The organism is Bacillus sp. GB_SG_008 (assembly GCF_052038115.1).
GTDB lineage: Bacteria > Bacillota > Bacilli > Bacillales > Bacillaceae_G > Bacillus_A > Bacillus_A rhizoplanae.
Genome location: NZ_JBPZSK010000012.1, coordinates 37,388 through 58,553, shown reverse-complemented (window position 1 = coordinate 58,553; position 21,166 = coordinate 37,388). Strand labels below are relative to the sequence as shown.

The window sequence follows — 21,166 nt, the reverse complement described above, 5'->3', positions numbered from 1 at the left end:
AACACGGAAGTTAAGCTCTCTAGCGCCGATGGTAGTTGGGACTTTGTCCCTGTGAGAGTAGGACGTTGCCAGGCAAACGAAAGACGAGTCATTGAACTCGTCTTTTTTTGTGTTCTTTTTTATATAGGAAACTTTATATTCTTTATTCATAAAATAAAGAACGATTGATTAAATGAGAGAAAATATGGATAGGATAGAGAGGGAAGCAAAAGAGTTGCAAAATTTTTTAATACGTATATAATTAAAGTCAAAGATAGTCAAAGTCAATAAAGGTGGAGGATAAATGAGAAATATATCTGATATTATTGAACAATATCTAAAGCAAGTTATTGACTTAAGTAATAATGATGCAATTGAAATTAAAAGAAATGAAATTGCTGATAAGTTTGATTGTGTGCCATCTCAAATTAACTACGTTATTAATACTCGTTTTACTCTAGAAAGAGGATTCATAGTAGAAAGTAAACGAGGTGGCGGAGGTTATATTCGCATTATAAAGGTCAAATTGCATGATGATATAGACATTATTAACCAAATGTTACAAATGATTCAGTATAGCATTACTCAATCAAGCGCTGAGAGTATAATAAGGCGTTTAGCAGAAGAAGGTATTGTTACCAGTAGGGAAGCAAAGCTTATGTTTAGTGTGTTAGATCGATCTGTTTTACTAACAGATTTACCATTTCGAGATGAATTACGAGCACGTATGCTTCGAGCGATGCTTAGAACATTGAAGTATAAGTAAAGTGAAACTTCCCTTAGGAATGCTTTGTCTCTTAAGGATTAATTGAACGAATAAGATTGTAAATTAATAATTCTTTCCTATTGTAAAGGTGGGGAAATACGTTGATTTGTCAAAACTGTAGTTCACGATCAGCAACGCTGCATTTTACAAAAGCAATCAATGGAAAAAAGACGGAGATTCATCTTTGCGAGCAATGTGCCCAAGAAAATGGATATACGTCTTTCTTTCAATCAAATAAGTCTAATAAGCCTAGTTTGTCATTTCATAATTTATTAGCAGGGCTGCTACATGTTGAGCAACCTGCATCTGAGAAAGAAACAAATAATGTTTCGAATGTGCAGCCGTTGCAATGTCCGAAATGTAATATGACATATCCACAATTTGCAAAGGTCGGAAGGTTTGGTTGTTCGTCTTGTTATGAAACATTTAAAGAACAATTACAACCAATGCTAAAACGGCTTCATGGTGGGCATACAAAGCATCACGGAAAAATTCCTAACCGTATAGGAGGAAATATTCATCTAAAAAAAGAATTAGATGAGTTAAAACTAAAATTGCAGGAGTGCATACAACAAGAAGAGTTTGAGCAGGCTGCTGAAGTACGAGATAAAATTCGCAGCATAGAAAGTCAGCTTCGTGAGCATAGAGAGGGGGAATAATTCTATGTCACTCGATCGTATTATGAACGAAGCAATTAGTCCATGGATGAGGGAAGACGGTCCTGATTCCGATATTGTTTTAAGCAGTCGTGTTCGATTGGCTCGGAATTTACGAGACTATCAGTTCCCGACTATGTTAACAAATAAGGAAGCGGAGCAAATGATTCATGTATTTCAAGAAAAATTTGCTAATCAAGCAGTTGCACCTTTCGGGGTACTTGAACTTTTACAAATGAATAGGATTGAACCTTTGCAGCGCAGAGTATTAGTCGAAAAGCACCTTGTAAGTCCGGATTTAGTGGGAACAGAATATGGTGCTTGTTTATTATCTGAGAATGAACAAGTAAGTATTATGCTTAATGAGGAAGATCATATTCGGATTCAATGTTTATTTCCGGGATTACAATTATCAGAAGCGTTGCATAGTGCAAATCGAATTGATGATTGGATAGAAAATCAGGTTGAATATGCATTTGATGAACAAGTTGGTTATATAACGAGCTGTCCTTCAAATATAGGAACAGGTTTACGAGCCTCAGTGATGATACATTTGCCAGCTCTCGTTTTAACAGGACAAATGAACCGTATCGTTCAAGCAATTAATCAACTTGGTTTAGTTGTGAGAGGGATATATGGTGAAGGTAGCGAAGTGTTAGGGAATATATTTCAACTTTCTAATCAAATGACATTGGGAAAACCTGAAGAAGATATTGTAGAAGATTTAAAGAGTGTTGTTCAGCAACTCATTCAACAAGAACGAACAGCAAGAGAATCAATTATGAAAAATTCAAGTATTGAGCTTGAAGATAAGGTGTATCGTTCTTATGGTGTATTAGCGAATAGCCGTTTAATTGAATCTGCTGAGGCAGCAACGTGTTTATCGGATGTTCGACTTGGTATTGATCTTGGTTATATCGAAAATATATCTAGGAATATTTTAACGGAGTTAATGGTACTTACACAGCCTGGAATCTTGCAGCAATATGCTGGAGGCCCCTTACAACCTGATGAAAGAGATTATCGCAGAGCAGCACTTATTCGTGAAAGATTACGAATTGAACAAAATCGAGCGAAGTAGGAGTGTGATTCATATGATGTTTGGAAGATTTACAGAGCGAGCACAAAAGGTATTAGCGTTATCCCAAGAAGAAGCAATTCGTATTGGCCATAATAATATCGGCACGGAGCATATTTTACTCGGCCTTGTACGCGAAGGAGAAGGGATTGCTGCAAAAGCATTGGTCGCACTTGGATTAAGCCCAGAGAAAGTTCAAAAAGAAGTAGAAGCACTAATTGGGCGCGGCACGGAGATGTCCCAAACGGTTCACTACACACCGCGTGCAAAAAAAGTAATAGAGTTATCAATGGATGAAGCGCGTAAACTTGGTCATTCTTACGTGGGAACAGAGCATATTTTACTTGGGCTTATTCGTGAAGGAGAAGGCGTTGCGGCCCGTGTTTTAAATAATTTAGGTGTAAGTTTAAATAAAGCGCGTCAACAAGTACTGCAGCTTCTTGGTAGTAACGAGACGGCTTCGGGTCATCAAGGTGGTGGTTCGGCTAATGCAAATACACCGACGCTTGATAGTTTAGCTCGCGATTTAACAGCTGTAGCACGTGAAGGGCGTTTAGATCCAGTAATTGGTCGTAGCAAAGAGATTCAACGTGTAATTGAAGTATTAAGTAGAAGAACAAAAAATAATCCTGTGTTAATTGGAGAACCTGGTGTTGGTAAAACAGCAATTGCTGAAGGGCTAGCACAACAAATTGTAAACAACGAAGTTCCAGAGACTTTACGCGATAAGCGTGTTATGACATTAGATATGGGGACTGTAGTTGCTGGTACGAAATATCGCGGTGAATTTGAAGACCGTTTAAAGAAAGTCATGGATGAAATTCGTCAAGCTGCTAATATTATTTTATTCATTGATGAGCTTCATACATTAATTGGTGCGGGAGGTGCAGAAGGGGCGATTGACGCATCGAATATTTTAAAGCCATCATTAGCGCGCGGGGAACTACAATGTATTGGGGCGACAACGCTAGATGAGTATCGTAAATATATTGAAAAAGATGCGGCATTAGAGCGACGTTTTCAACCGATTCACGTTGATGAACCAAGCTTAGAAGAATCGATTCAAATTTTAAAAGGATTACGTGACCGTTATGAAGCACATCACCGTGTTTCTATCTCAGACGATGCAATTGACGCCGCTGTAAAATTATCTGATCGTTACATTACGGATCGTTTCTTACCTGATAAAGCGATTGACTTAATTGATGAAGCAGCTTCAAAAGTTCGTTTACGTTCTTATACAACACCACCAAATTTAAAAGAACTTGAATCGAAGCTAGAAGAAGTAAGAAAAGAAAAAGATGCGGCAGTACAAAGTCAAGAATTTGAGAAAGCAGCTTCTTTACGTGATATGGAACAGCGCCTACGTGAAAAATTAGAAGATACGAAGCGTCAATGGAAAGAGCAACAAGGTAAAGAGAATTCGGAAGTAACAGTAGAGGATATTGCAAATGTTGTTTCAACGTGGACGCGTATTCCGGTTTCTAAGCTAGCTCAAACAGAAACAGACAAACTATTGAACTTAGAAAATATTTTACATGATCGTTTAATTGGGCAAGATGAAGCGGTTGTTGCGGTTGCAAAAGCAGTGCGCCGCGCAAGAGCAGGTTTAAAAGATCCAAAACGTCCAATCGGTTCTTTTATTTTCTTAGGACCAACTGGTGTTGGTAAAACGGAACTTGCACGCGCATTAGCGGAATCTATGTTTGGTGACGAAGATGCAATGATTCGTATTGATATGTCGGAGTACATGGAGAAACATTCTACTTCTCGTTTAGTTGGTTCTCCTCCAGGATATGTTGGATATGAAGAAGGTGGCCAGTTAACAGAAAAGGTTCGTCGCAAACCATACTCCGTTGTCTTACTTGACGAGGTGGAAAAGGCACATCCAGATGTATTCAATATTTTACTGCAGGTGCTAGAAGATGGTCGTTTAACAGATTCAAAAGGTCGTACAGTTGATTTCCGTAATACAATTGTTATTATGACTTCTAACGTAGGTGCAGATGCATTAAAACGAAACAAACATCTTGGATTTAATGTACAAGATGAAAGTCGTGATTATGCAGATATGAAGGGTAAAGTAATGGATGAGTTGAAAAAAGCATTCCGCCCTGAGTTTTTAAACCGTATTGACGAAATTATTGTTTTCCATACATTAGAGAAGAAACATATTAAAGAAATTGTTACACTTATGGTAGAACTGTTGGTTAAACGTTTAAAAGAACAAGACATTGAGTTAGAGTTAACGGATGCAGCAATTGAAGCGATTGCGGATAAAGGATTTGACCCAGAGTATGGTGCTCGTCCACTACGCCGTGCAATTCAAAAACATGTAGAAGATCGATTATCAGAGGAACTTCTTAAAGGGGTTATTGAGAAAGGTCAAAAAGTTGTTTTTGATGCAGAAGGAGAATCATTTGTCATTCGTAGTGCAGAAAAGGTAAAATAAGTATAGATAAACAAAGGGGGGCTAAACAATAGCCCTCTTTCTTGTACAAAAAAGAAATATTTTTGTTTCATATGAAAGCGAAGTGAAGTGTAAAAAACGATGGCTAAAAAGAAAACGAAATTTACATGTCAAGAATGTGGTTATCAGTCACCAAAGTATATGGGAAAGTGTCCGGGGTGCGGACAATGGAATACACTAGTGGAAGAGATGGAACCAGTTGTATCATCACGCCGCCTGAACTATGCAAGTGCAATCCAAACTGAATTAACGAAGCCTCGCCGCCTGAAAGAGGTGGAAACGAAAACAGAGGCGCGTATTGAAACGAATTTTCAGGAATTTAACCGGGTGCTTGGTGGTGGAATTGTAGATGGCTCTCTCGTGCTCATAGGGGGAGATCCTGGTATTGGGAAATCAACATTATTATTGCAAATATCATCACAACTAGCAGATCGTGCTTATGATGTTTTATACATATCAGGTGAGGAATCTGCAAAACAAATTAAACTTAGAGCAGATCGTCTTCATGTAAATGGAGATAATTTATTTGTTGTATCAGAAACAGATTTACAACGAATCGCAGCATATATAGATGAAATGAATCCATCATTTGTAGTAATTGATTCTATTCAAACCATTCATTTACCGGAAGTAACTTCAGCGCCAGGAAGCGTAGCGCAAGTACGTGAATGTACAGCAGAACTCATGAAGCTTGCAAAAACGAAAGGAATCCCTATTTTTATTGTAGGGCATGTAACGAAAGAAGGAGCTATAGCTGGTCCACGTATGTTAGAGCATATGGTGGATGCCGTTCTTTATTTTGAAGGAGATCGTCATCATACATATCGAATTTTACGAGCGGTAAAAAACCGTTTTGGTTCAACCAATGAGATGGGGATTTTTGAAATGAAGGAGCTTGGCCTTTCAGAGGTATTGAATCCTTCTGAAATTTTTCTAGAAGAAAGACCTGTGGGTGCTGCTGGCTCAACGGTTGTTGCTTCTATGGAAGGAACAAGGCCTGTTTTAGTAGAAATACAAGCATTAATTTCTCCTACAAGTTTCGGGAATCCAAGAAGAATGGCAACAGGAATTGACCATAACCGTGTTTCTCTTATTATGGCAGTACTAGAAAAAAGAGCAGGGTTATTGCTCCAAAACCAAGATGCTTATTTAAAAGTTGCTGGGGGAATTAAATTAGATGAACCAGCAGTTGATTTGGCAGTTGCTTTAAGTATCGCATCAAGTTTTCGCGATAAACCGACTTTTCCGGGTGATGCAGTCATTGGTGAAGTTGGTTTAACGGGAGAAGTTCGCCGTGTTTCTCGTATCGAACAGCGTGTACAAGAAGCAGCAAAATTAGGATTTCAGCGTGTTATTATCCCAAGTAAAAATTTGGGTGGATGGACGATTCCAGAAGGTATTGAGGTAGTTGGAGTATCGAATATAGGAGAGGCTCTTCGATTTGCACTAGGAGGATAAGATATGGAAGAAAACAAGCAACGTTCCAAAAGTATTATTAATATTTTGCAGCTTGTTGCACCGGGGACACCGCTAAGAGAAGGAATTGATAATGTGCTCCGTGCGCAAACAGGTGGCCTTATTGTACTCGGATACAACGAGCAAATTAAAAGTATTGTTGATGGAGGATTTCATATTAATTGTGCTTTTTCTCCTGCTAGTCTATACGAACTAGCAAAAATGGATGGTGCTCTTATTTTAAATGAAACGGGAAGTAAAATTTTAATCGCTAATGGACAGTTGGTTCCTGATTCATCTATTGACTCTATTGAAACAGGTATGCGCCACCGAACAGCAGAGCGAGTGGCGAAGCAAACGGGTAGTCTTGTTGTTGCTATTTCACAAAGACGAAATGTAATTACGTTATATCAAGGAAACTTACGTTACACATTAAAAGATATTGGGGTTATTTTAACAAAGGCAAACCAAGCGATTCAAACATTAGAAAAATATAAAGCTGTATGGAATGAGGGCATAACGAACCTTGGTATTTTAGAGTTTGAAGAAGTGGTTACAATGTCTGAAGTTGTGCATGTACTACATAGTGTTGAAATGATGCTACGGATTAAAAATGAAATCTACAGTTACATTCATGAATTAGGAACAGAAGGAAGACTTATTCGTTTACAATTGACAGAATTGCTTGCTGACGTGGAAGCAGAGGCTGCACTATTAATTAAAGACTACTATCATGAAAAAACACAAGAGCACTATCAAGTTTTAAAAAAATTACAAGAGCTTGCGAATGCACAACTTCTAGAAGATAGCGATTTAGTGAAATTACTTGGATATTCCGGACAAATGAAATTAGAAGAAAGCATTACACCAAGAGGTTATCGGATCGCGAGTAAAATTTCTAGAGTTCCGCCTCTTATTATTGAGAACTTAATTAATCGTTTTAAGAACTTACAAGGAATTTGCCGTGCAACAATTGCTGATTTGGATGATGTGGAAGGAATTGGAGAAGTACGGGCGAAAAAGATACGAGAGGGTTTAAAACGAATTCAAGAACACTTGTATATGAGCAGGCACAATTAAGAATATTACATTGATTTCACAATATAGCGACACTCAAAGATTTTTCATATATGATATGATATATTGGTAAATAAAACAAATTATAAAAAAAACACGTCCACTTTTGCACTCGACGTTTTGAGTGACGAAGTAATGGTTAATAATGAGTAGGAGGTGGTTGAATGTTAAAACGAATCGTGCAGCTTTTCTTTTTAGTTATTGGAGGAGCATTGGGAATTTTTCTTATTCCAAAAGTAATCGATATGTTGGATATAGGTGCAGTTCCTTGGCTTGAAGGTTCTTATATTCGTGCAATTATTGGTGCAATCATTTTATTTTTAACAACATTTTGGCTTGTAGATTATATTGTTCAGCTTATTAAACATATTGAGGAAGCGCTTGTAAAAGCACCTGTTACAGATGTGTTATTTGGAACATTAGGATTAATCTCAGGACTAATTGTTGCGTATTTGATCTTGATTCCGATTCGCGAATTTACCATTCAAGTCATTAGTACAGTATTGCAAATCTTTTTCACGCTATTACTTGGTTACTTAGGGTTCCAAGTAGGGTTTAAAAAGAGGAATGAATTGTTAGGGTTGTTTACATTGCCGCAACGCGGAGGGAAGAAAAAAAATACGAACAATGAAAATGAGGAAGTAGAAACGTTAACTTCTGGTTGGAAAATATTGGATACTAGTGTTATTATTGATGGGCGTATTGCGGATATTTGCCAAACAAAATTTTTGGAAGGCACAATTGTCATTCCGCAATTTGTGTTAGAAGAACTACAGCATATTGCTGATTCTTCGGATGCATTAAAGCGTAATCGCGGACGAAGAGGTTTGGATATTTTAAATCGTATTCAAAAAGAGTTATCTATTCCAGTAGAGATTTATGAAGGTGATTTTGAAGATATTCAAGAAGTCGATAGTAAGCTTGTGAAGTTAGCGAAGTTAACAGGTGGCACTGTTGTTACGAATGATTTTAACTTAAATAAAGTTTCCGAATTGCAAGGTGTGACAGTTTTAAACATTAATGATTTAGCAAATGCCATTAAGCCTGTTGTACTTCCGGGTGAAGAGTTAAGCGTATACGTTGTGAAGGATGGAAAAGAGCAGAATCAAGGTGTTGCTTATTTGGACGACGGTACAATGATCGTAGTCGAAGATGGTAGAGAGCATGTTGGTCACCAACTTGATGTACTTGTTACAAGTGTACTGCAAACATCTGCGGGCCGTATGATCTTTGCTAAGCGTAAGTTGTTAGAGAAAGCATTATAAGTAGAGGATTGCGATGATATATACATTAATTATTCCTGCAGCAGGACAAGGTAAGCGTATGGGAGCGGATAAAAATAAATTATTTTTACAAATAGATTCTGTTCCCATTATCATTCATACATTACGAGCTTTTGAAAAAGATGAACAATGTAAACAGATTATTTTAGCGATTAATGAGGGAGAGCGTTCTTACTTTGAAGAACTTCTCCAAACTTATCATATTCAAAAGGACATCCAACTTATCCAAGGTGGAAGTGAGCGCCAGGATAGTGTATACAATGCTCTTATGTATGTAAGAGATGTAGAGTATGTACTTGTCCACGACGGGGCGCGTCCATTTGTAACGAAAAAGATGATTGAAGATGTATTGCAAATGGCTAAAGAAAAAGGTGCATCCATTTGTGCGGTACCTGTGAAAGATACAATTAAAAAAGTGACGCATGATACTGTTGTTGAAACAGTAGAACGTTCTCATTTGCGAGCAGTTCAAACGCCGCAAGGATTTCATGTTCCCATTCTGTTAGAGGCACATGAGAGTGCAAAACAAGCGAGCTTTCTCGGAACTGACGATGCTAGTTTGGTGGAACGCCTTCCTAAAGAGGTAGGAGTTGTAGGAGGAAGCTATCACAATATAAAGGTGACAACACCTGAAGATTTAGTGATTGCTGAAAGCTTTCTACGAGTTTTGAAAATACAATAGCAATGTTATAATAGAAAAGCTCGGTAGCTACCGAGCTTTTCTATATATAGAGCAGAAACTTCAACAGGCGGAGCTTTTATATGTCCGTAAGAATGATATAAAGTTTACTAGTGTAGTTTGAGGAGGAATTGGAAATGTTTCGAATTGGACAAGGTTTTGATGTACATGCATTTGCAGAAGGAAGACCATTAATTATTGGTGGTATTACAATTCCATATGAAAAAGGATTACTTGGGCACTCCGATGCGGATGTCCTTTTACATACTATTGCTGATGCTTGTTTAGGTGCAATTGCTGCTGGTGACATCGGTAAGCACTTTCCAGATACAGATCCTGCATTTAAAGATGCGGATTCAGCTGTGCTTTTACAGAAAGTGTGGGAGTTTGTTACAGAGCAAGGGTATGTACTCGGAAACTTAGATTGTACAATTATTGCCCAAAAACCAAAAATGGCACCGCATATTGAAAGTATGCGCAAGAGAATCAGCGAGCTTTTACAAACAGACATGGAGAATGTCAATGTAAAGGCAACGACGACAGAAAAATTAGGATTTACAGGGCGAGAAGAAGGAATTGCTTCACAGGCTATTGTATTATTACAGAAAAAATAGTTGTTTTTGATTCGTAAGATGGATAATCGTAATTTTTTGGTGTACAATTAAGGAATCTGTTGACATTAAGAATGGAAGGTGTACCAACTATGGAAAAGCAAGTGAGAGTGCGCTATGCGCCAAGTCCAACAGGACACTTACATATCGGAAATGCACGTACGGCATTATTTAACTATTTATTCGCTCGTAGTCAAAACGGTAAATTTATTATCCGTATTGAAGATACAGACGTAAAGCGTAATATTGCTGGCGGCGAAGAAAGCCAATTAACGTATTTAAAATGGCTTGGCATGGACTGGGATGAAAGCATCGACGTTGGTGGTGAATATGGTCCGTACCGTCAAATGGAGCGTTTAGATATTTATAAAAAGTTATATGAAGATTTATTAGAGCGTGGCTTAGCGTATAAGTGCTATATGACAGAAGAAGAGTTAGAAGCAGAACGTGAAGGACAAATCGCTCGTGGTGAAACACCTCGTTATGCGGGTTGTCACCGTGATTTAACAGATGAGCAAGTAAAACAGTTCGAGGCAGAAGGACGCATTCCAAGTATTCGTTTCCGTGTACCTGAAAACCGTGAATATGTATTTAATGATATTGTAAAAGGAGACGTATCTTTCAACTCAAACGATTTCGGCGATTTCGTTATCGTGAAGAAAGATGGCATCCCAACTTACAACTTTGCAGTAGCGGCAGATGATCATTTCATGGAAATCTCACACGTTCTTCGTGGTGATGACCATATTTCTAATACACCAAAACAAATGATGATTTATGAAGCATTTGGTTGGGATGTACCACAATTTGGTCATATGACGTTAATTGTGAATGAAAGCCGTAAAAAGTTAAGTAAACGTGATGAATCTATTATTCAATTTATTGAACAATATGAAGCGCTGGGATATCTTCCAGAAGCAATCTTTAACTTTATCGCATTACTAGGTTGGTCACCAGTAGGAGAAGAAGAAATCTTCTCTAAGGATGAGTTTATTGAAATGTTTGATGCAGCTCGTTTATCGAAATCACCGGCATTATTCGATTCTCAAAAATTAAAATGGATGAACAACCAATATATGAAAAAGCAAGACTTAGATTGCGTTGTGGAATTAAGCTTACCGCACTTAGTAAAAGCTGGTCGTGTAGGTGAAAATCCAAGTGAGCAAGAACTAGCTTGGATTCGCGATGTGATTGCTTTATATCATGATCAAATGAGCTTCGGAGCTGAAATTGTTGAGCTATCTGATATGTTCTTTAAAGATCATGTGGATTATGAAGAAGAAGGACAAGAAGTATTAAAAGGCGAACAAGTACCAGAAGTTCTTCGTGCGTTTGCGGCAGAGCTAGAAGCATTAGAAGAAGTAGAACCTGCAGCAATTAAGGCAGCAATTAAAGCTGTTCAAAAGCAAACAGGTCAAAAAGGGAAAAATTTATTTATGCCAATTCGCGTTGCGACAACTGGCCAAACACACGGACCAGAACTTCCAAATGCAATTGCGCTTCTTGGAAAAGAAAAAGTTTTAAATCGTGTTCGTAAAGTAATTGGTTAACTTTTTACGGATTTAGAAATATAATAAGAATACTTCAAAATGAAATAAACGAAAGCGACGAGAAGGAGAAGTAGAAAATCATGCTTTTCACAGAGAAAACCACCATTTGGCTGGAAGTGGTTTAAAAGCAGATTTTTGAAGTGCCCCTTTGAGTCTTCTGCTGAACAACGAATGTATTTCGAGAAGCGTCATGGCGACGCAAAGTAAGCAGAAGCGGTATACACCGTTATCATGTTTGAGTTTGAGGCTTTTTTAGGCCTAAACAGAGTGGAACCGCGCTAGTAAGGCGTCTCTGTCTATAGACAGAGACGCCTTTTTTCTATACCTACAGGTATGGGGGAGAGTTTTTGGTATAAATAGTTGGAAAAACTTTGTAAGGAAGTAGAAATTAAAAACCTTATTGGTTCAACTCACTATTAGTGGTAAAGAGATCCACTGATGGAAGTTTCACTTTAAACAAAAAGGGGGAACAAAAATGTTTAAGAGGCTTCGGGAGGATATTGAAGTCGTCTTTGAACAGGATCCAGCAGCGAGAAGTTACATCGAAGTGATTTTAACTTACTCTGGATTGCACGCAATTTGGGCGCATCGTATTGCACATGCCTTTTATAAACGAAAGTTTTTCTTTTTTGCTCGTGTTATCTCACAAATGAGTCGTTTTTTTACGGGTATTGAAATTCATCCGGGGGCAACAATTGGTCGTAAGTTTTTTATTGATCATGGCATGGGAGTTGTAATTGGAGAAACGTGTGAAATTGGAGATAACGTGACAATTTATCAAGGTGTTACGTTAGGCGGTACGGGAAAAGAAAAAGGGAAACGTCATCCAACAATTAAAGACAATGTGTTGATTGCAACAGGTGCGAAAGTGCTTGGATCGATTACGGTTGGAGAAAATTCTAAAGTTGGTGCTGGTTCGGTTGTGTTAAAGGAAGTACCTGCACATTCTACAGTTGTAGGTATTCCTGGTCGCGTCGTGATTCAAAATGGGATAAAAGTAGGTCAAGAATTAAATCATTGTGATCTTCCGGATCCGATTTTTGATAAGTTGAAAGCAGTGGAAGAAGAGCTCGAACAATTGAAAAAACAAATGGTAGTGAAAACAGAAAGGAAGGATAAAAATGACTATTCACATTTATAATACGCTAACGCGTCAAAAAGAAGAGTTTATTCCATTAGAGGAAAATAAAGTGAAAATGTATGTATGCGGACCGACCGTATATAACTACATTCATATCGGTAACGCAAGACCGGCAATCGTATTTGATACAGTGCGCCGTTATATGGAACACCGTGGTTACGATGTGCAATATGTATCTAACTTCACGGATGTAGATGATAAGCTGATTAAAGCTGCTAATGAATTAGGAGAAGATGTTCCAACAATTGCAGATCGCTTTGTTGAAGCATACTTTGAAGATGTAACGGCACTAGGCTGCAAACATGCGACAGTTCATCCTCGTGTAACAGAAAATATGGATATCATTATTGAGTTTATTCAGGAACTTGTGAATAAAGGATATGCATATGAATCTGAAGGGGATGTGTATTACAGAACGAAGGAATTTGAAGGATACGGTAAATTATCTCATCAACCAATTGCAGATTTGCGTCATGGTGCCCGCATTGAGATTGGTGAAAAGAAACAAGATCCGCTAGACTTCGCATTATGGAAAGCTGCTAAAGAAGGAGAAATTTTCTGGGATAGTCCATGGGGAAAAGGTCGTCCAGGTTGGCATATTGAATGCTCTGCGATGGCACGTAAATATTTAGGTGATACAATTGATATTCATGCTGGCGGTCAAGATTTAACATTCCCGCATCATGAAAATGAAATTGCGCAATCAGAAGCATTGACTGGGAAACCATTTGCACGTTACTGGATGCATAATGGATATATTAATATTAATAATGAGAAAATGTCTAAATCACTAGGTAACTTTGTCCTAGTTCACGATATTATCAAGCAGTACGATCCACAATTAATTCGTTTCTTTATGTTATCTGTACACTATCGCCATCCAATTAACTTTAGTGAAGAATTATTACAGCATACAAATAACGGATTAGAGCGCATTAAAACAGCTTATGGTAATTTAAAACATCGTATGGAAAGTAGTACTGATTTAACGGATCATAACGAGAAATGGTTAGATGAGATGAAAAAATTCCAAGCTGCATTTGAAGCAGCGATGGATGATGACTTTAATACGGCAAATGCAGTAACAGAGTTATATAACTTAGCAAATCATGCAAATCAATATTTATTAGAAGAGCATACATCAAAAACAGTGATTGTGGCGTATATAAAACAGCTTGAAACGCTATTTGGAATTTTAGGATTAGAATTAACGAAAGAAGAATTGCTTGATGAAGAAATTGAAGCACTAATTCAAAAGCGTATTGAGGCTCGTAAAAATCGTGATTTTGCATTATCTGATCAAATTCGCGATGAATTAAAAGAGCGTAACATTATTTTAGAAGATACACCACAAGGTACAAGATGGAAAAGAGGCTAAACATGATTGATGCAAAGCAATTAAATAGCTTAGCGTTAGCATATATGGGTGATGCGGTATACGAACAATATATCCGCTATCACCTGCTTCAAAAAGGAACAGTTCGTCCACATCAATTACATCGTTTGGGGACAAGCTTTGTTTCTGCAAAAGCGCAAGCGAAAGTTGTTCATCATTTACTAGAGGCTGCATTTCTTACTGAAGAAGAGGAAGCTGTATTAAGAAGAGGGCGCAATGCAAAATCAGGTTCTGTTCCGAAAAATACAGATGTACAAACATATCGATATAGTACTGCTTTTGAGGCGCTGATTGGATATCATTATTTATTAAATGATCAGACACGAATAGAAGAGCTTGTATTTGAAGCAATTCGTGTGTTAGAGGATAAGGAAGGAGGCGCGTGAGCGTGAACAGTGAATATATTATTGGACGTAACCCTGTAATTGAAGCATTAAGAGCAGGTCGTGATATTAATAAGATTTGGATTGCAGAAGGTGCTGCGAAAGGACAAGTGCAAATTGTACTAGCATTAGCGAAAGAAAACAAAATTTTAGTGCAGAATTCACCGAAGAAAAAATTAGATCAACTTGTAGAGGGGAATCATCAAGGTGTAATCGCACAAGTGGCAGCATATGAATATGCGGACTTAGAGGATTTATTTGCGTTGGCAGCTAAGCGAAATGAAGATCCATTTTTCTTAATTCTTGATGAGATTGAAGATCCGCACAACTTAGGCTCTATTATGCGTACGGCAGATGCAGTAGGAGCCCATGGTATTATTATTCCAAAGCGCAGGGCGGTTGGTTTAACAGCGGCGGTTGCAAAGGCTTCGACAGGAGCAATTGAGTATGTTCCAGTAGCTCGTGTTACAAATTTATCGAGAACGATTGATGAATTAAAAGAGCGCGGGCTTTGGATCGCAGGCACAGATGCAAAAGGGAAAGATGACTACCGTAATTTAGATGGAAAGATGCCAATTGGTTTAGTGATTGGTAGTGAGGGGAAAGGTATGAGCCGTCTTATCGGTGAGAAATGTGACTTCTTGATTCATTTACCGATGGCTGGTAAAGTTACATCCTTAAATGCTTCAGTTGCTGCTAGCTTGTTAATGTATGAAGTGTATCGGAAACGTCACCCAATCGGTGAATAAAAATGAATGATATTTTAATCGTTGACGGTTACAATATTATCGGAGCTTGGGCAGACTTGAAAAAACTACGGGATGTAGACTTACAAGCTTCGCGAGACTCGCTTATTGATAAAATGGCAGATTATCAAGGGTATACAGGTACGAAAGTAATGATTGTTTTTGATGCGTATTCTGTTTATGGAATTGAAAAGAAGATGAAACAAGCGTCTGTAGATGTAATCTTTACAAGGAAAAACCAAACGGCGGATGAAAAAATTGAGCAACTCGCAATTGAGTTGCGCAATATTAATACACGTATTTATGTTGCGACGTCTGATTACACAGAGCAGTGGGCCATTTTTGGGCAGGGTGCTCTGCGTAAATCGGCGCGTGAGTTAGAGATAGAAGTTCAAGCGATGGAACGAAGAGTACGTCATGAAACGAAGAAAACGAAAGAAGAACAACCGGCAATGCGGACGATATTTAGTGAAGAAGTTACAGAAAAATTAGAAAAATTAAGGCGAGGAGGGCGTTGAAACATTGACGCTCTTCAAGTGTTTACTGTATAATATTGCTAAATAATTAGCGGTCGGAGGGATCAGATTGGAAACAGACTTCGTAAGCGGCAACAATGTTACATTTAGTGATTTAGAGGATGAAGAGATAGTTGAATTAGTACGACAAGGTAATGTTGATGCACTAGAGTATTTAATTCATAAGTACAAAAATTTTGTTCGTGCAAAATCAAGATCTTACTTTTTGGTTGGCGCTGATCGTGAAGATATTATTCAAGAAGGTATGATTGGATTATTTAAAGCGATTCGTGATTATAAAGAGGACAAGCTGTCTTCCTTTAAAGCTTTTGCGGAATTGTGTATTACACGTCAAATTATTACCGCGATTAAAACAGCGACAAGACAAAAACATATCCCTTTAAATTCATATGTTTCTTTAGATAAACCAATTTATGATGAAGAATCTGATCGAACTCTGCTAGATGTTATATCTGAAGCGAAGGTGACGGATCCTGAAGAAATGATTATTAGTCAGGAAGAGTATGTTGATATAGAATTAAAAATATCTGAATTATTAAGCGATTTAGAAAGAAAGGTGCTTTCTTTATATTTAGATGGAAGATCGTATCAAGAGATTTCAGAGCAATTGAATCGCCATGTAAAATCCATTGATAATGCTCTGCAACGAGTGAAAAGGAAGCTTGAGCGTTATATGGAAATGAGAGAAACGGCAACTGTTCACTCACCTTCACTCAAACGTTAAGATGTTTAAATAGTTGGTTTTTTAAAAATGTATTAGGTTAATAGAGAAATATAAAAGAGAGGTTTTTTTCCTCTCCTTCTCTTTTTACAGTAAGGCGGGGAGTGTCATTGACATTGCCTTTTATTGTATGATACATTTTTAAAGAAATAATGTTACAAGGCTGGTGTAACAGATGAGAAAAAAGGTTGTACTCGCATGTGAAAAGTGCAATAATCGAAACTATTCCACAATGAAAGATACAAGCTCAGTAGAGCGTCTTGAGATAAAGAAATTTTGCAAAACGTGTAATGCGCACATGATTCATAAGGAAACAAAATAAATAATTGTAATTATGCACTGGAGGTCCCGGAAATGCGTTTGACGAACTTTTTTGGCGACGTAGGTCGTGAAATGAAAAAAGTAAGCTGGCCGAAAAAAGATGAATTAATCCGTTCGACACTTACTGTAATTGCAACAGTTGCTTTCTGTGCAATTTTCTTTGCGGTAGTGGATATGGGGATTTCTTCTTTAATTCGTTTAATTCTTGAATAAGAAGCGCTAATACATGATATAATGTTAATGTTATTTATATGAACTGTGTAAAAGCCCGGTGAACGGGTTTTTTCATTTGCACGAAAAAATGTACGTCAGGGAGGGAAGGACGGTCGTCCTAAATTAATGGAAAAAAGTTGGTATGTTGTCCATACTTATTCTGGATATGAAAATAAAGTAAAAACAAACCTAGAGAAACGCGTAGAAACAATGGCTATGCAAGATAAAATTTTCCGTGTTATTGTTCCAGAGGAAACAGAAGTAGAAATGAAAAACGGAAAAGAAAAAGTAACAAAGAGGAAAGTATTTCCTGGCTACGTGTTGGTAGAAATCATCATGACAGATGATTCTTGGTATGTTGTTCGCAATACACCGGGTGTAACAGGATTTGTTGGATCTTCTGGATCGGGTTCGAAGCCATCTCCGTTATTAGAAGAAGAAGTAGTTACAATCTTAAAACACATGGGAATGGAAAATGAAGTAGTTGACTTTGACTTTGAACTTCATGAGACTGTACGTGTGAACGAAGGCCCATTTGCGAATTACACAGGTGCTATTAATGAAATTGACCTAGAAAAACAAAGAGTAACAGTACTTGTTGATATGTTTGGTCGCGAAACTTCAGTTGAGCTAGATTTCCACCAAATTGAAAAATTATAAAATGAAACTTGAAATGAATTGTAAAAAGTGATAATATCTTTTAAGTCAATACGTCTTCGGAAACGGAGACGTTTTTTGAGAAAGATTTTATCGCTAAAGATAAAATATGAAGTGGGAGGGCAAATCACTGCCCAATTGACCACATCACGGACTTAAGGAGGTGTGTCTCGTGGCTAAAAAGGTAATTAAAATGGTAAAACTTCAAATTCCTGCAGGTAAAGCTAACCCAGCTCCACCAGTTGGTCCAGCATTAGGACAAGCGGGTGTTAACATCATGGGCTTCTGTAAAGAGTTCAACGCTCGTACAGCAGATCAAGCTGGTCTAATCATTCCTGTTGAAATTACAGTATTTGAAGACCGTTCATTCACTTTCATTACTAAAACTCCTCCTGCTGCTGTTCTTCTTAAGAAAGTAGCTGGTATTGAGTCTGGTTCTGGTGAACCAAACCGTAATAAAGTGGCAACTGTTAAGCGTGATAAGGTTCGCGAAATCGCTGAAACTAAAATGCCTGACCTAAACGCTGCTAGCGTAGAAGCTGCAATGCGTATGGTTGAAGGTACTGCACGCAGTATGGGCATTGTTATCGAAGACTAATTCGATTTGCTTTTTTTGTAAAAGAGGTTGCGGGTCTGGAATTCCAATTCGCAACCTTTATTATCGTAAATGAGTGTCATTTTTTAAATAAAAGGATGGGCGCACATCCTCGATTACATCGAAAAGAAGGCGTAAACGTGGGAGGTTATTCCGCTAAAACCACATTGAGGAGGAAATAAAAATGGCTAAAAGAGGTAAAAAGTACGTAGAAGCTGCGAAGCTTGTTGATCGTACAACTGCTTACTCTGCAACAGAGGCAGTAGAATTAGTAAAGAAAACAAACACAGCTAAATTTGATGCAACTGTAGAAGCTGCATTTCGTTTAGGTGTTGATCCTAAGAAAGCTGACCAACAAATTCGTGGTGCAGTTGTTCTTCCACACGGTACTGGTAAAGTACAACGTGTATTAGTATTCGCTAAAGGCGAAAAACTAAAAGAAGCTGAAGCTGCTGGAGCTGACTTCGTAGGTGATACAGACTACATCAACAAAATCCAACAAGGTTGGTTTGACTTTGACGTAGTAGTAGCAACTCCTGATATGATGGGTGAAGTTGGTAAACTTGGTCGTGTATTAGGACCTAAAGGTTTAATGCCAAACCCTAAAACTGGAACAGTTACTTTCGACGTAACAAAAGCAGTTAACGAAATCAAAGCTGGTAAAGTAGAATACCGCGTTGATAAAGCTGGTAACATTCATGTGCCAATCGGTAAAGTATCTTTCGAAGATGCAAAATTAGTTGAAAACTTAGAGACAGTTGCTGATGCTCTTTTAAAAGCTAAGCCAGCTGCTGCAAAAGGTACTTACATGAAGAACGTAACAGTTGCTTCTACAATGGGACCTGGCGTACGCGTTGAAGTTTCTACTATTGCGTAAAAATTGGAAGTTGACTTCGTGAAGAAGTTTTAATATAATCATTTATGTTGTGAATTTAAATAGTGTACCGTAGACAGTAGGTGCCAATGTGGCTTAATTTCCTACCTAGGTGTGAATATACGAAACGGAATTTTTTTCTGTGACTATATGCCTCCATGTCTACAATTGGGCATGGAGGCTTTTTAGTGCACTTTCGGTACATCTTCTATATAATCTACAGGAGGTGTAATAACATGAGCAAAGCAATCGAATCTAAACAACAAGTTGTAACTGAAATCGCTGAAAAACTTCGCGATAGTAAATCTACAATCGTTGTTGACTACCGTGGTTTAACAGTATCTGAAGCAACTGAATTACGTAAAAACTTACGTGAAGCTGGCGTTGAGTTCAAAGTTTACAAAAACTCTTTAACTCGTCGTGCTGCAGAATCTGCTGAAATGGCTGAGTTAAACGAATTCTTAACAGGACCAAACGCAATCGCATTCAGTAACGAGGATGTAATTGCTCCTGCGAAAGTATTAAACGACTTCGCTAAAAATCATGAAGCTTTAGAAATTAAAGCAGGCGTAATCGAAGGTAAACTTGTATCACTTGATGAGGTTAAAGCTATCGCTACTCTTCCATCACGTGAAGGCTTACTTTCTATGCTTCTTAGCGTTCTTCAAGCTCCAATGCGCGGTCTTGCAATCGCTACTAAAGCAGTTGCAGATCAAAAAGAAGAGCAAGGCGCTTAATTTTTTAAAAGATAATTACGTGTTATCGATAAAACAATACAAACCTATTTAAGGGAGGATATTTACAATGACTAAAGAACAAATCATTGAAGCAGTTAAATCTATGACTGTATTAGAACTTAACGACTTAGTAAAAGCTATCGAGGAAGAATTCGGCGTAACTGCTGCTGCTCCTGTAGCTGTAGCTGGTGGCGCTGGTGAAGCTGCTGCTGAGCAAACTGAATTTGATGTTGTACTTGCTAACGCAGGCGCACAAAAAATCAAAGTTATCAAAGTTGTTCGTGAAATCACTGGTCTTGGCTTAAAAGAAGCTAAAGAAGTAGTTGATAACACTCCAAAAGCAGTTAAAGAAGGCGTTTCTAAAGAAGAAGCTGAAGAAATCAAAGCTAAACTTGAAGAAGTTGGCGCTGCTGTAGAAGTTAAGTAATTAACTTTTGAGGCTTTTGAAAAAAGCTCGCTCTCAAGCGAGCTTTTTTTTTAACCGTAAAGAAAAGAGGTGGCCATATGGCAGACCATTATTTTTCTAACGACCCCTCTAGTAAAAGTGATCGTAAACAATGGGAATATACATTGAGAGGATCGCGTTTTGTTTTCTTATCAGACCGTGGGGTGTTTTCGAAAAACGAAGTGGACTTCGGTTCTCGTCTTTTAATTGAAGCGTTTCAGATGCCAGATGCCCAAGGTGATGTATTAGATGTTGGGTGTGGATATGGCCCGATTGGTTTATCTCTAGCGAAGGAGTTCCAAGAGCGTGTGGTTCACATGGTGGATGTGAATGAAAGGGCACTTGGGCTTGCGAAAGAAAATGCCGCTAATAACCGAATTGAAAATATCCAGATTTATCAAAGTAGTGTATATGAAAGTGTAAAAGGTCAATACGCTGCTATTTTATCTAATCCGCCAATTCGTGCAGGGAAACAAGTCGTGCATGAAATTCTAGAAAAAGCAGTGGAGTATCTTGTGCCAGGCGGCGAGCTTTGGATTGTGATTCAGAAAAAACAAGGTGCACCATCTGCAATGAAAAAATTAGAAGATGTGTTCGATTTTGTGGAAGTCGCAGAAAAGAAAAAAGGGTATTATATCATAAAATCAAAAAAACGTTGACGGTTATTTTTGGTTGTGTTAACATTATAAAATGCCAATATATGATTTTCTGCGTTGAGAACGATGTATATTTTTGCTTTTCTTGGAAAAGATAGTAAAATCAGCAGATTATGAAACAGAATGATGGTTTTCTTTTAG

At 37.8% G+C, this 21,166-nt stretch carries 24 protein-coding genes and 2 other annotated features; all 24 genes read left to right on the top strand.

Annotation, left to right across the window (positions count from 1 at the left end; translation table 11 throughout):
- Positions 1-283: 283 nt before the first annotated feature.
- Positions 284-745: a CtsR family transcriptional regulator gene (locus tag ACTDJC_RS21115; protein ID WP_098309973.1), complete on the top strand. Its 462-nt coding sequence runs from the start codon at positions 284-286 to the stop codon at positions 743-745.
- 101 nt (positions 746-846) lie between these two features.
- Positions 847-1,404 carry a UvrB/UvrC motif-containing protein gene (locus ACTDJC_RS21110; protein ID WP_253628352.1) on the top strand — a complete coding sequence of 186 codons (558 nt, stop codon included), beginning with the start codon at positions 847-849 and terminating at the stop codon, positions 1,402-1,404.
- A gap of 4 nt (positions 1,405-1,408) precedes the next feature.
- Positions 1,409-2,482 (top strand): protein arginine kinase, encoded by a 1,074-nt coding sequence (locus ACTDJC_RS21105; protein ID WP_253628353.1) that lies wholly within the window; start codon positions 1,409-1,411, stop codon positions 2,480-2,482.
- A 13-nt stretch (positions 2,483-2,495) separates the two neighbouring features.
- Positions 2,496-4,931, top strand: a complete 2,436-nt coding sequence (gene clpC / locus ACTDJC_RS21100; protein WP_098309976.1) for an ATP-dependent protease ATP-binding subunit ClpC — start codon at positions 2,496-2,498, stop codon at positions 4,929-4,931.
- Positions 4,932-5,030: 99 nt separating this feature from the next.
- Positions 5,031-6,407, top strand: a complete 1,377-nt coding sequence (radA, locus tag ACTDJC_RS21095; protein WP_098309977.1) for a DNA repair protein RadA — start codon at positions 5,031-5,033, stop codon at positions 6,405-6,407.
- 3 nt (positions 6,408-6,410) lie between these two features.
- Entirely contained in the window at positions 6,411-7,484 is a 1,074-nt protein-coding gene (gene disA, locus ACTDJC_RS21090; protein ID WP_098309978.1) for a DNA integrity scanning diadenylate cyclase DisA, read from the top strand.
- A gap of 161 nt (positions 7,485-7,645) precedes the next feature.
- A complete protein-coding gene (locus ACTDJC_RS21085) occupies positions 7,646-8,746 on the top strand; it encodes a PIN/TRAM domain-containing protein (protein ID WP_098309979.1) in 1,101 nt (366 codons plus the stop codon).
- A gap of 16 nt (positions 8,747-8,762) precedes the next feature.
- Positions 8,763-9,446, top strand: a complete 684-nt coding sequence (ispD, locus tag ACTDJC_RS21080; protein WP_098310025.1) for a 2-C-methyl-D-erythritol 4-phosphate cytidylyltransferase — start codon at positions 8,763-8,765, stop codon at positions 9,444-9,446.
- Positions 9,447-9,580: 134 nt separating this feature from the next.
- The gene (gene ispF / locus ACTDJC_RS21075; RefSeq protein WP_098309980.1) at positions 9,581-10,057 is read left to right on the top strand and encodes a 2-C-methyl-D-erythritol 2,4-cyclodiphosphate synthase; all 477 of its coding nucleotides are present in this window, start codon (positions 9,581-9,583) and stop codon (positions 10,055-10,057) included.
- Between the two features lie 89 nt (positions 10,058-10,146).
- The gene (gene gltX / locus ACTDJC_RS21070; RefSeq protein WP_098309981.1) at positions 10,147-11,604 is read left to right on the top strand and encodes a glutamate--tRNA ligase; all 1,458 of its coding nucleotides are present in this window, start codon (positions 10,147-10,149) and stop codon (positions 11,602-11,604) included.
- Between the two features lie 48 nt (positions 11,605-11,652).
- Positions 11,653-11,901: a binding site (T-box leader), on the top strand.
- A gap of 178 nt (positions 11,902-12,079) precedes the next feature.
- Complete coding sequence (cysE, locus tag ACTDJC_RS21065) at positions 12,080-12,745, top strand: serine O-acetyltransferase (protein WP_098309982.1); 666 nt, start codon at positions 12,080-12,082, stop codon at positions 12,743-12,745.
- Positions 12,726-14,123 carry a cysteine--tRNA ligase gene (gene cysS / locus ACTDJC_RS21060; protein WP_440604580.1) on the top strand — a complete coding sequence of 466 codons (1,398 nt, stop codon included), beginning with the start codon at positions 12,726-12,728 and terminating at the stop codon, positions 14,121-14,123. The genes cysE and cysS overlap by 20 nt, the downstream gene beginning before the upstream one ends.
- A gap of 2 nt (positions 14,124-14,125) precedes the next feature.
- Positions 14,126-14,527, top strand: coding sequence for a Mini-ribonuclease 3 (locus tag ACTDJC_RS21055; protein ID WP_098309984.1), 402 nt, complete (start codon positions 14,126-14,128; stop codon positions 14,525-14,527).
- A 2-nt stretch (positions 14,528-14,529) separates the two neighbouring features.
- Positions 14,530-15,273: a 23S rRNA (guanosine(2251)-2'-O)-methyltransferase RlmB gene (rlmB, locus tag ACTDJC_RS21050; RefSeq protein WP_336484558.1), complete on the top strand. Its 744-nt coding sequence runs from the start codon at positions 14,530-14,532 to the stop codon at positions 15,271-15,273.
- A gap of 2 nt (positions 15,274-15,275) precedes the next feature.
- Complete coding sequence (locus ACTDJC_RS21045; protein ID WP_098309986.1) at positions 15,276-15,788, top strand: NYN domain-containing protein; 513 nt, start codon at positions 15,276-15,278, stop codon at positions 15,786-15,788.
- A 67-nt stretch (positions 15,789-15,855) separates the two neighbouring features.
- The gene (locus ACTDJC_RS21040; RefSeq protein ID WP_429717775.1) at positions 15,856-16,530 is read left to right on the top strand and encodes an RNA polymerase factor sigma-70; all 675 of its coding nucleotides are present in this window, start codon (positions 15,856-15,858) and stop codon (positions 16,528-16,530) included.
- Positions 16,531-16,702: 172 nt separating this feature from the next.
- Positions 16,703-16,849, top strand: coding sequence for a 50S ribosomal protein L33 (rpmG, locus tag ACTDJC_RS21035; RefSeq protein WP_081625682.1), 147 nt, complete (start codon positions 16,703-16,705; stop codon positions 16,847-16,849).
- Between the two features lie 32 nt (positions 16,850-16,881).
- The gene (gene secE, locus ACTDJC_RS21030) at positions 16,882-17,061 is read left to right on the top strand and encodes a preprotein translocase subunit SecE (RefSeq protein ID WP_098309988.1); all 180 of its coding nucleotides are present in this window, start codon (positions 16,882-16,884) and stop codon (positions 17,059-17,061) included.
- 126 nt (positions 17,062-17,187) lie between these two features.
- On the top strand, positions 17,188-17,721 hold the full coding sequence (gene nusG, locus ACTDJC_RS21025; RefSeq protein WP_098309989.1) for a transcription termination/antitermination protein NusG: 534 nt from the start codon (positions 17,188-17,190) through the stop codon (positions 17,719-17,721).
- A 169-nt stretch (positions 17,722-17,890) separates the two neighbouring features.
- Positions 17,891-18,316, top strand: coding sequence for a 50S ribosomal protein L11 (gene rplK / locus ACTDJC_RS21020; RefSeq protein ID WP_001085872.1), 426 nt, complete (start codon positions 17,891-17,893; stop codon positions 18,314-18,316).
- A 181-nt stretch (positions 18,317-18,497) separates the two neighbouring features.
- Positions 18,498-19,190 carry a 50S ribosomal protein L1 gene (gene rplA, locus ACTDJC_RS21015; RefSeq protein ID WP_098309990.1) on the top strand — a complete coding sequence of 231 codons (693 nt, stop codon included), beginning with the start codon at positions 18,498-18,500 and terminating at the stop codon, positions 19,188-19,190.
- A 49-nt stretch (positions 19,191-19,239) separates the two neighbouring features.
- Positions 19,240-19,383: a sequence feature (ribosomal protein L10 leader region), on the top strand.
- A 40-nt stretch (positions 19,384-19,423) separates the two neighbouring features.
- Positions 19,424-19,924 carry a 50S ribosomal protein L10 gene (rplJ, locus tag ACTDJC_RS21010; RefSeq protein ID WP_098309991.1) on the top strand — a complete coding sequence of 167 codons (501 nt, stop codon included), beginning with the start codon at positions 19,424-19,426 and terminating at the stop codon, positions 19,922-19,924.
- 67 nt (positions 19,925-19,991) lie between these two features.
- On the top strand, positions 19,992-20,351 hold the full coding sequence (rplL, locus tag ACTDJC_RS21005) for a 50S ribosomal protein L7/L12 (RefSeq protein ID WP_098309992.1): 360 nt from the start codon (positions 19,992-19,994) through the stop codon (positions 20,349-20,351).
- Between the two features lie 77 nt (positions 20,352-20,428).
- The gene (locus ACTDJC_RS21000; RefSeq protein ID WP_440604579.1) at positions 20,429-21,028 is read left to right on the top strand and encodes a class I SAM-dependent methyltransferase; all 600 of its coding nucleotides are present in this window, start codon (positions 20,429-20,431) and stop codon (positions 21,026-21,028) included.
- Positions 21,029-21,166 lie beyond the last annotated feature (138 nt).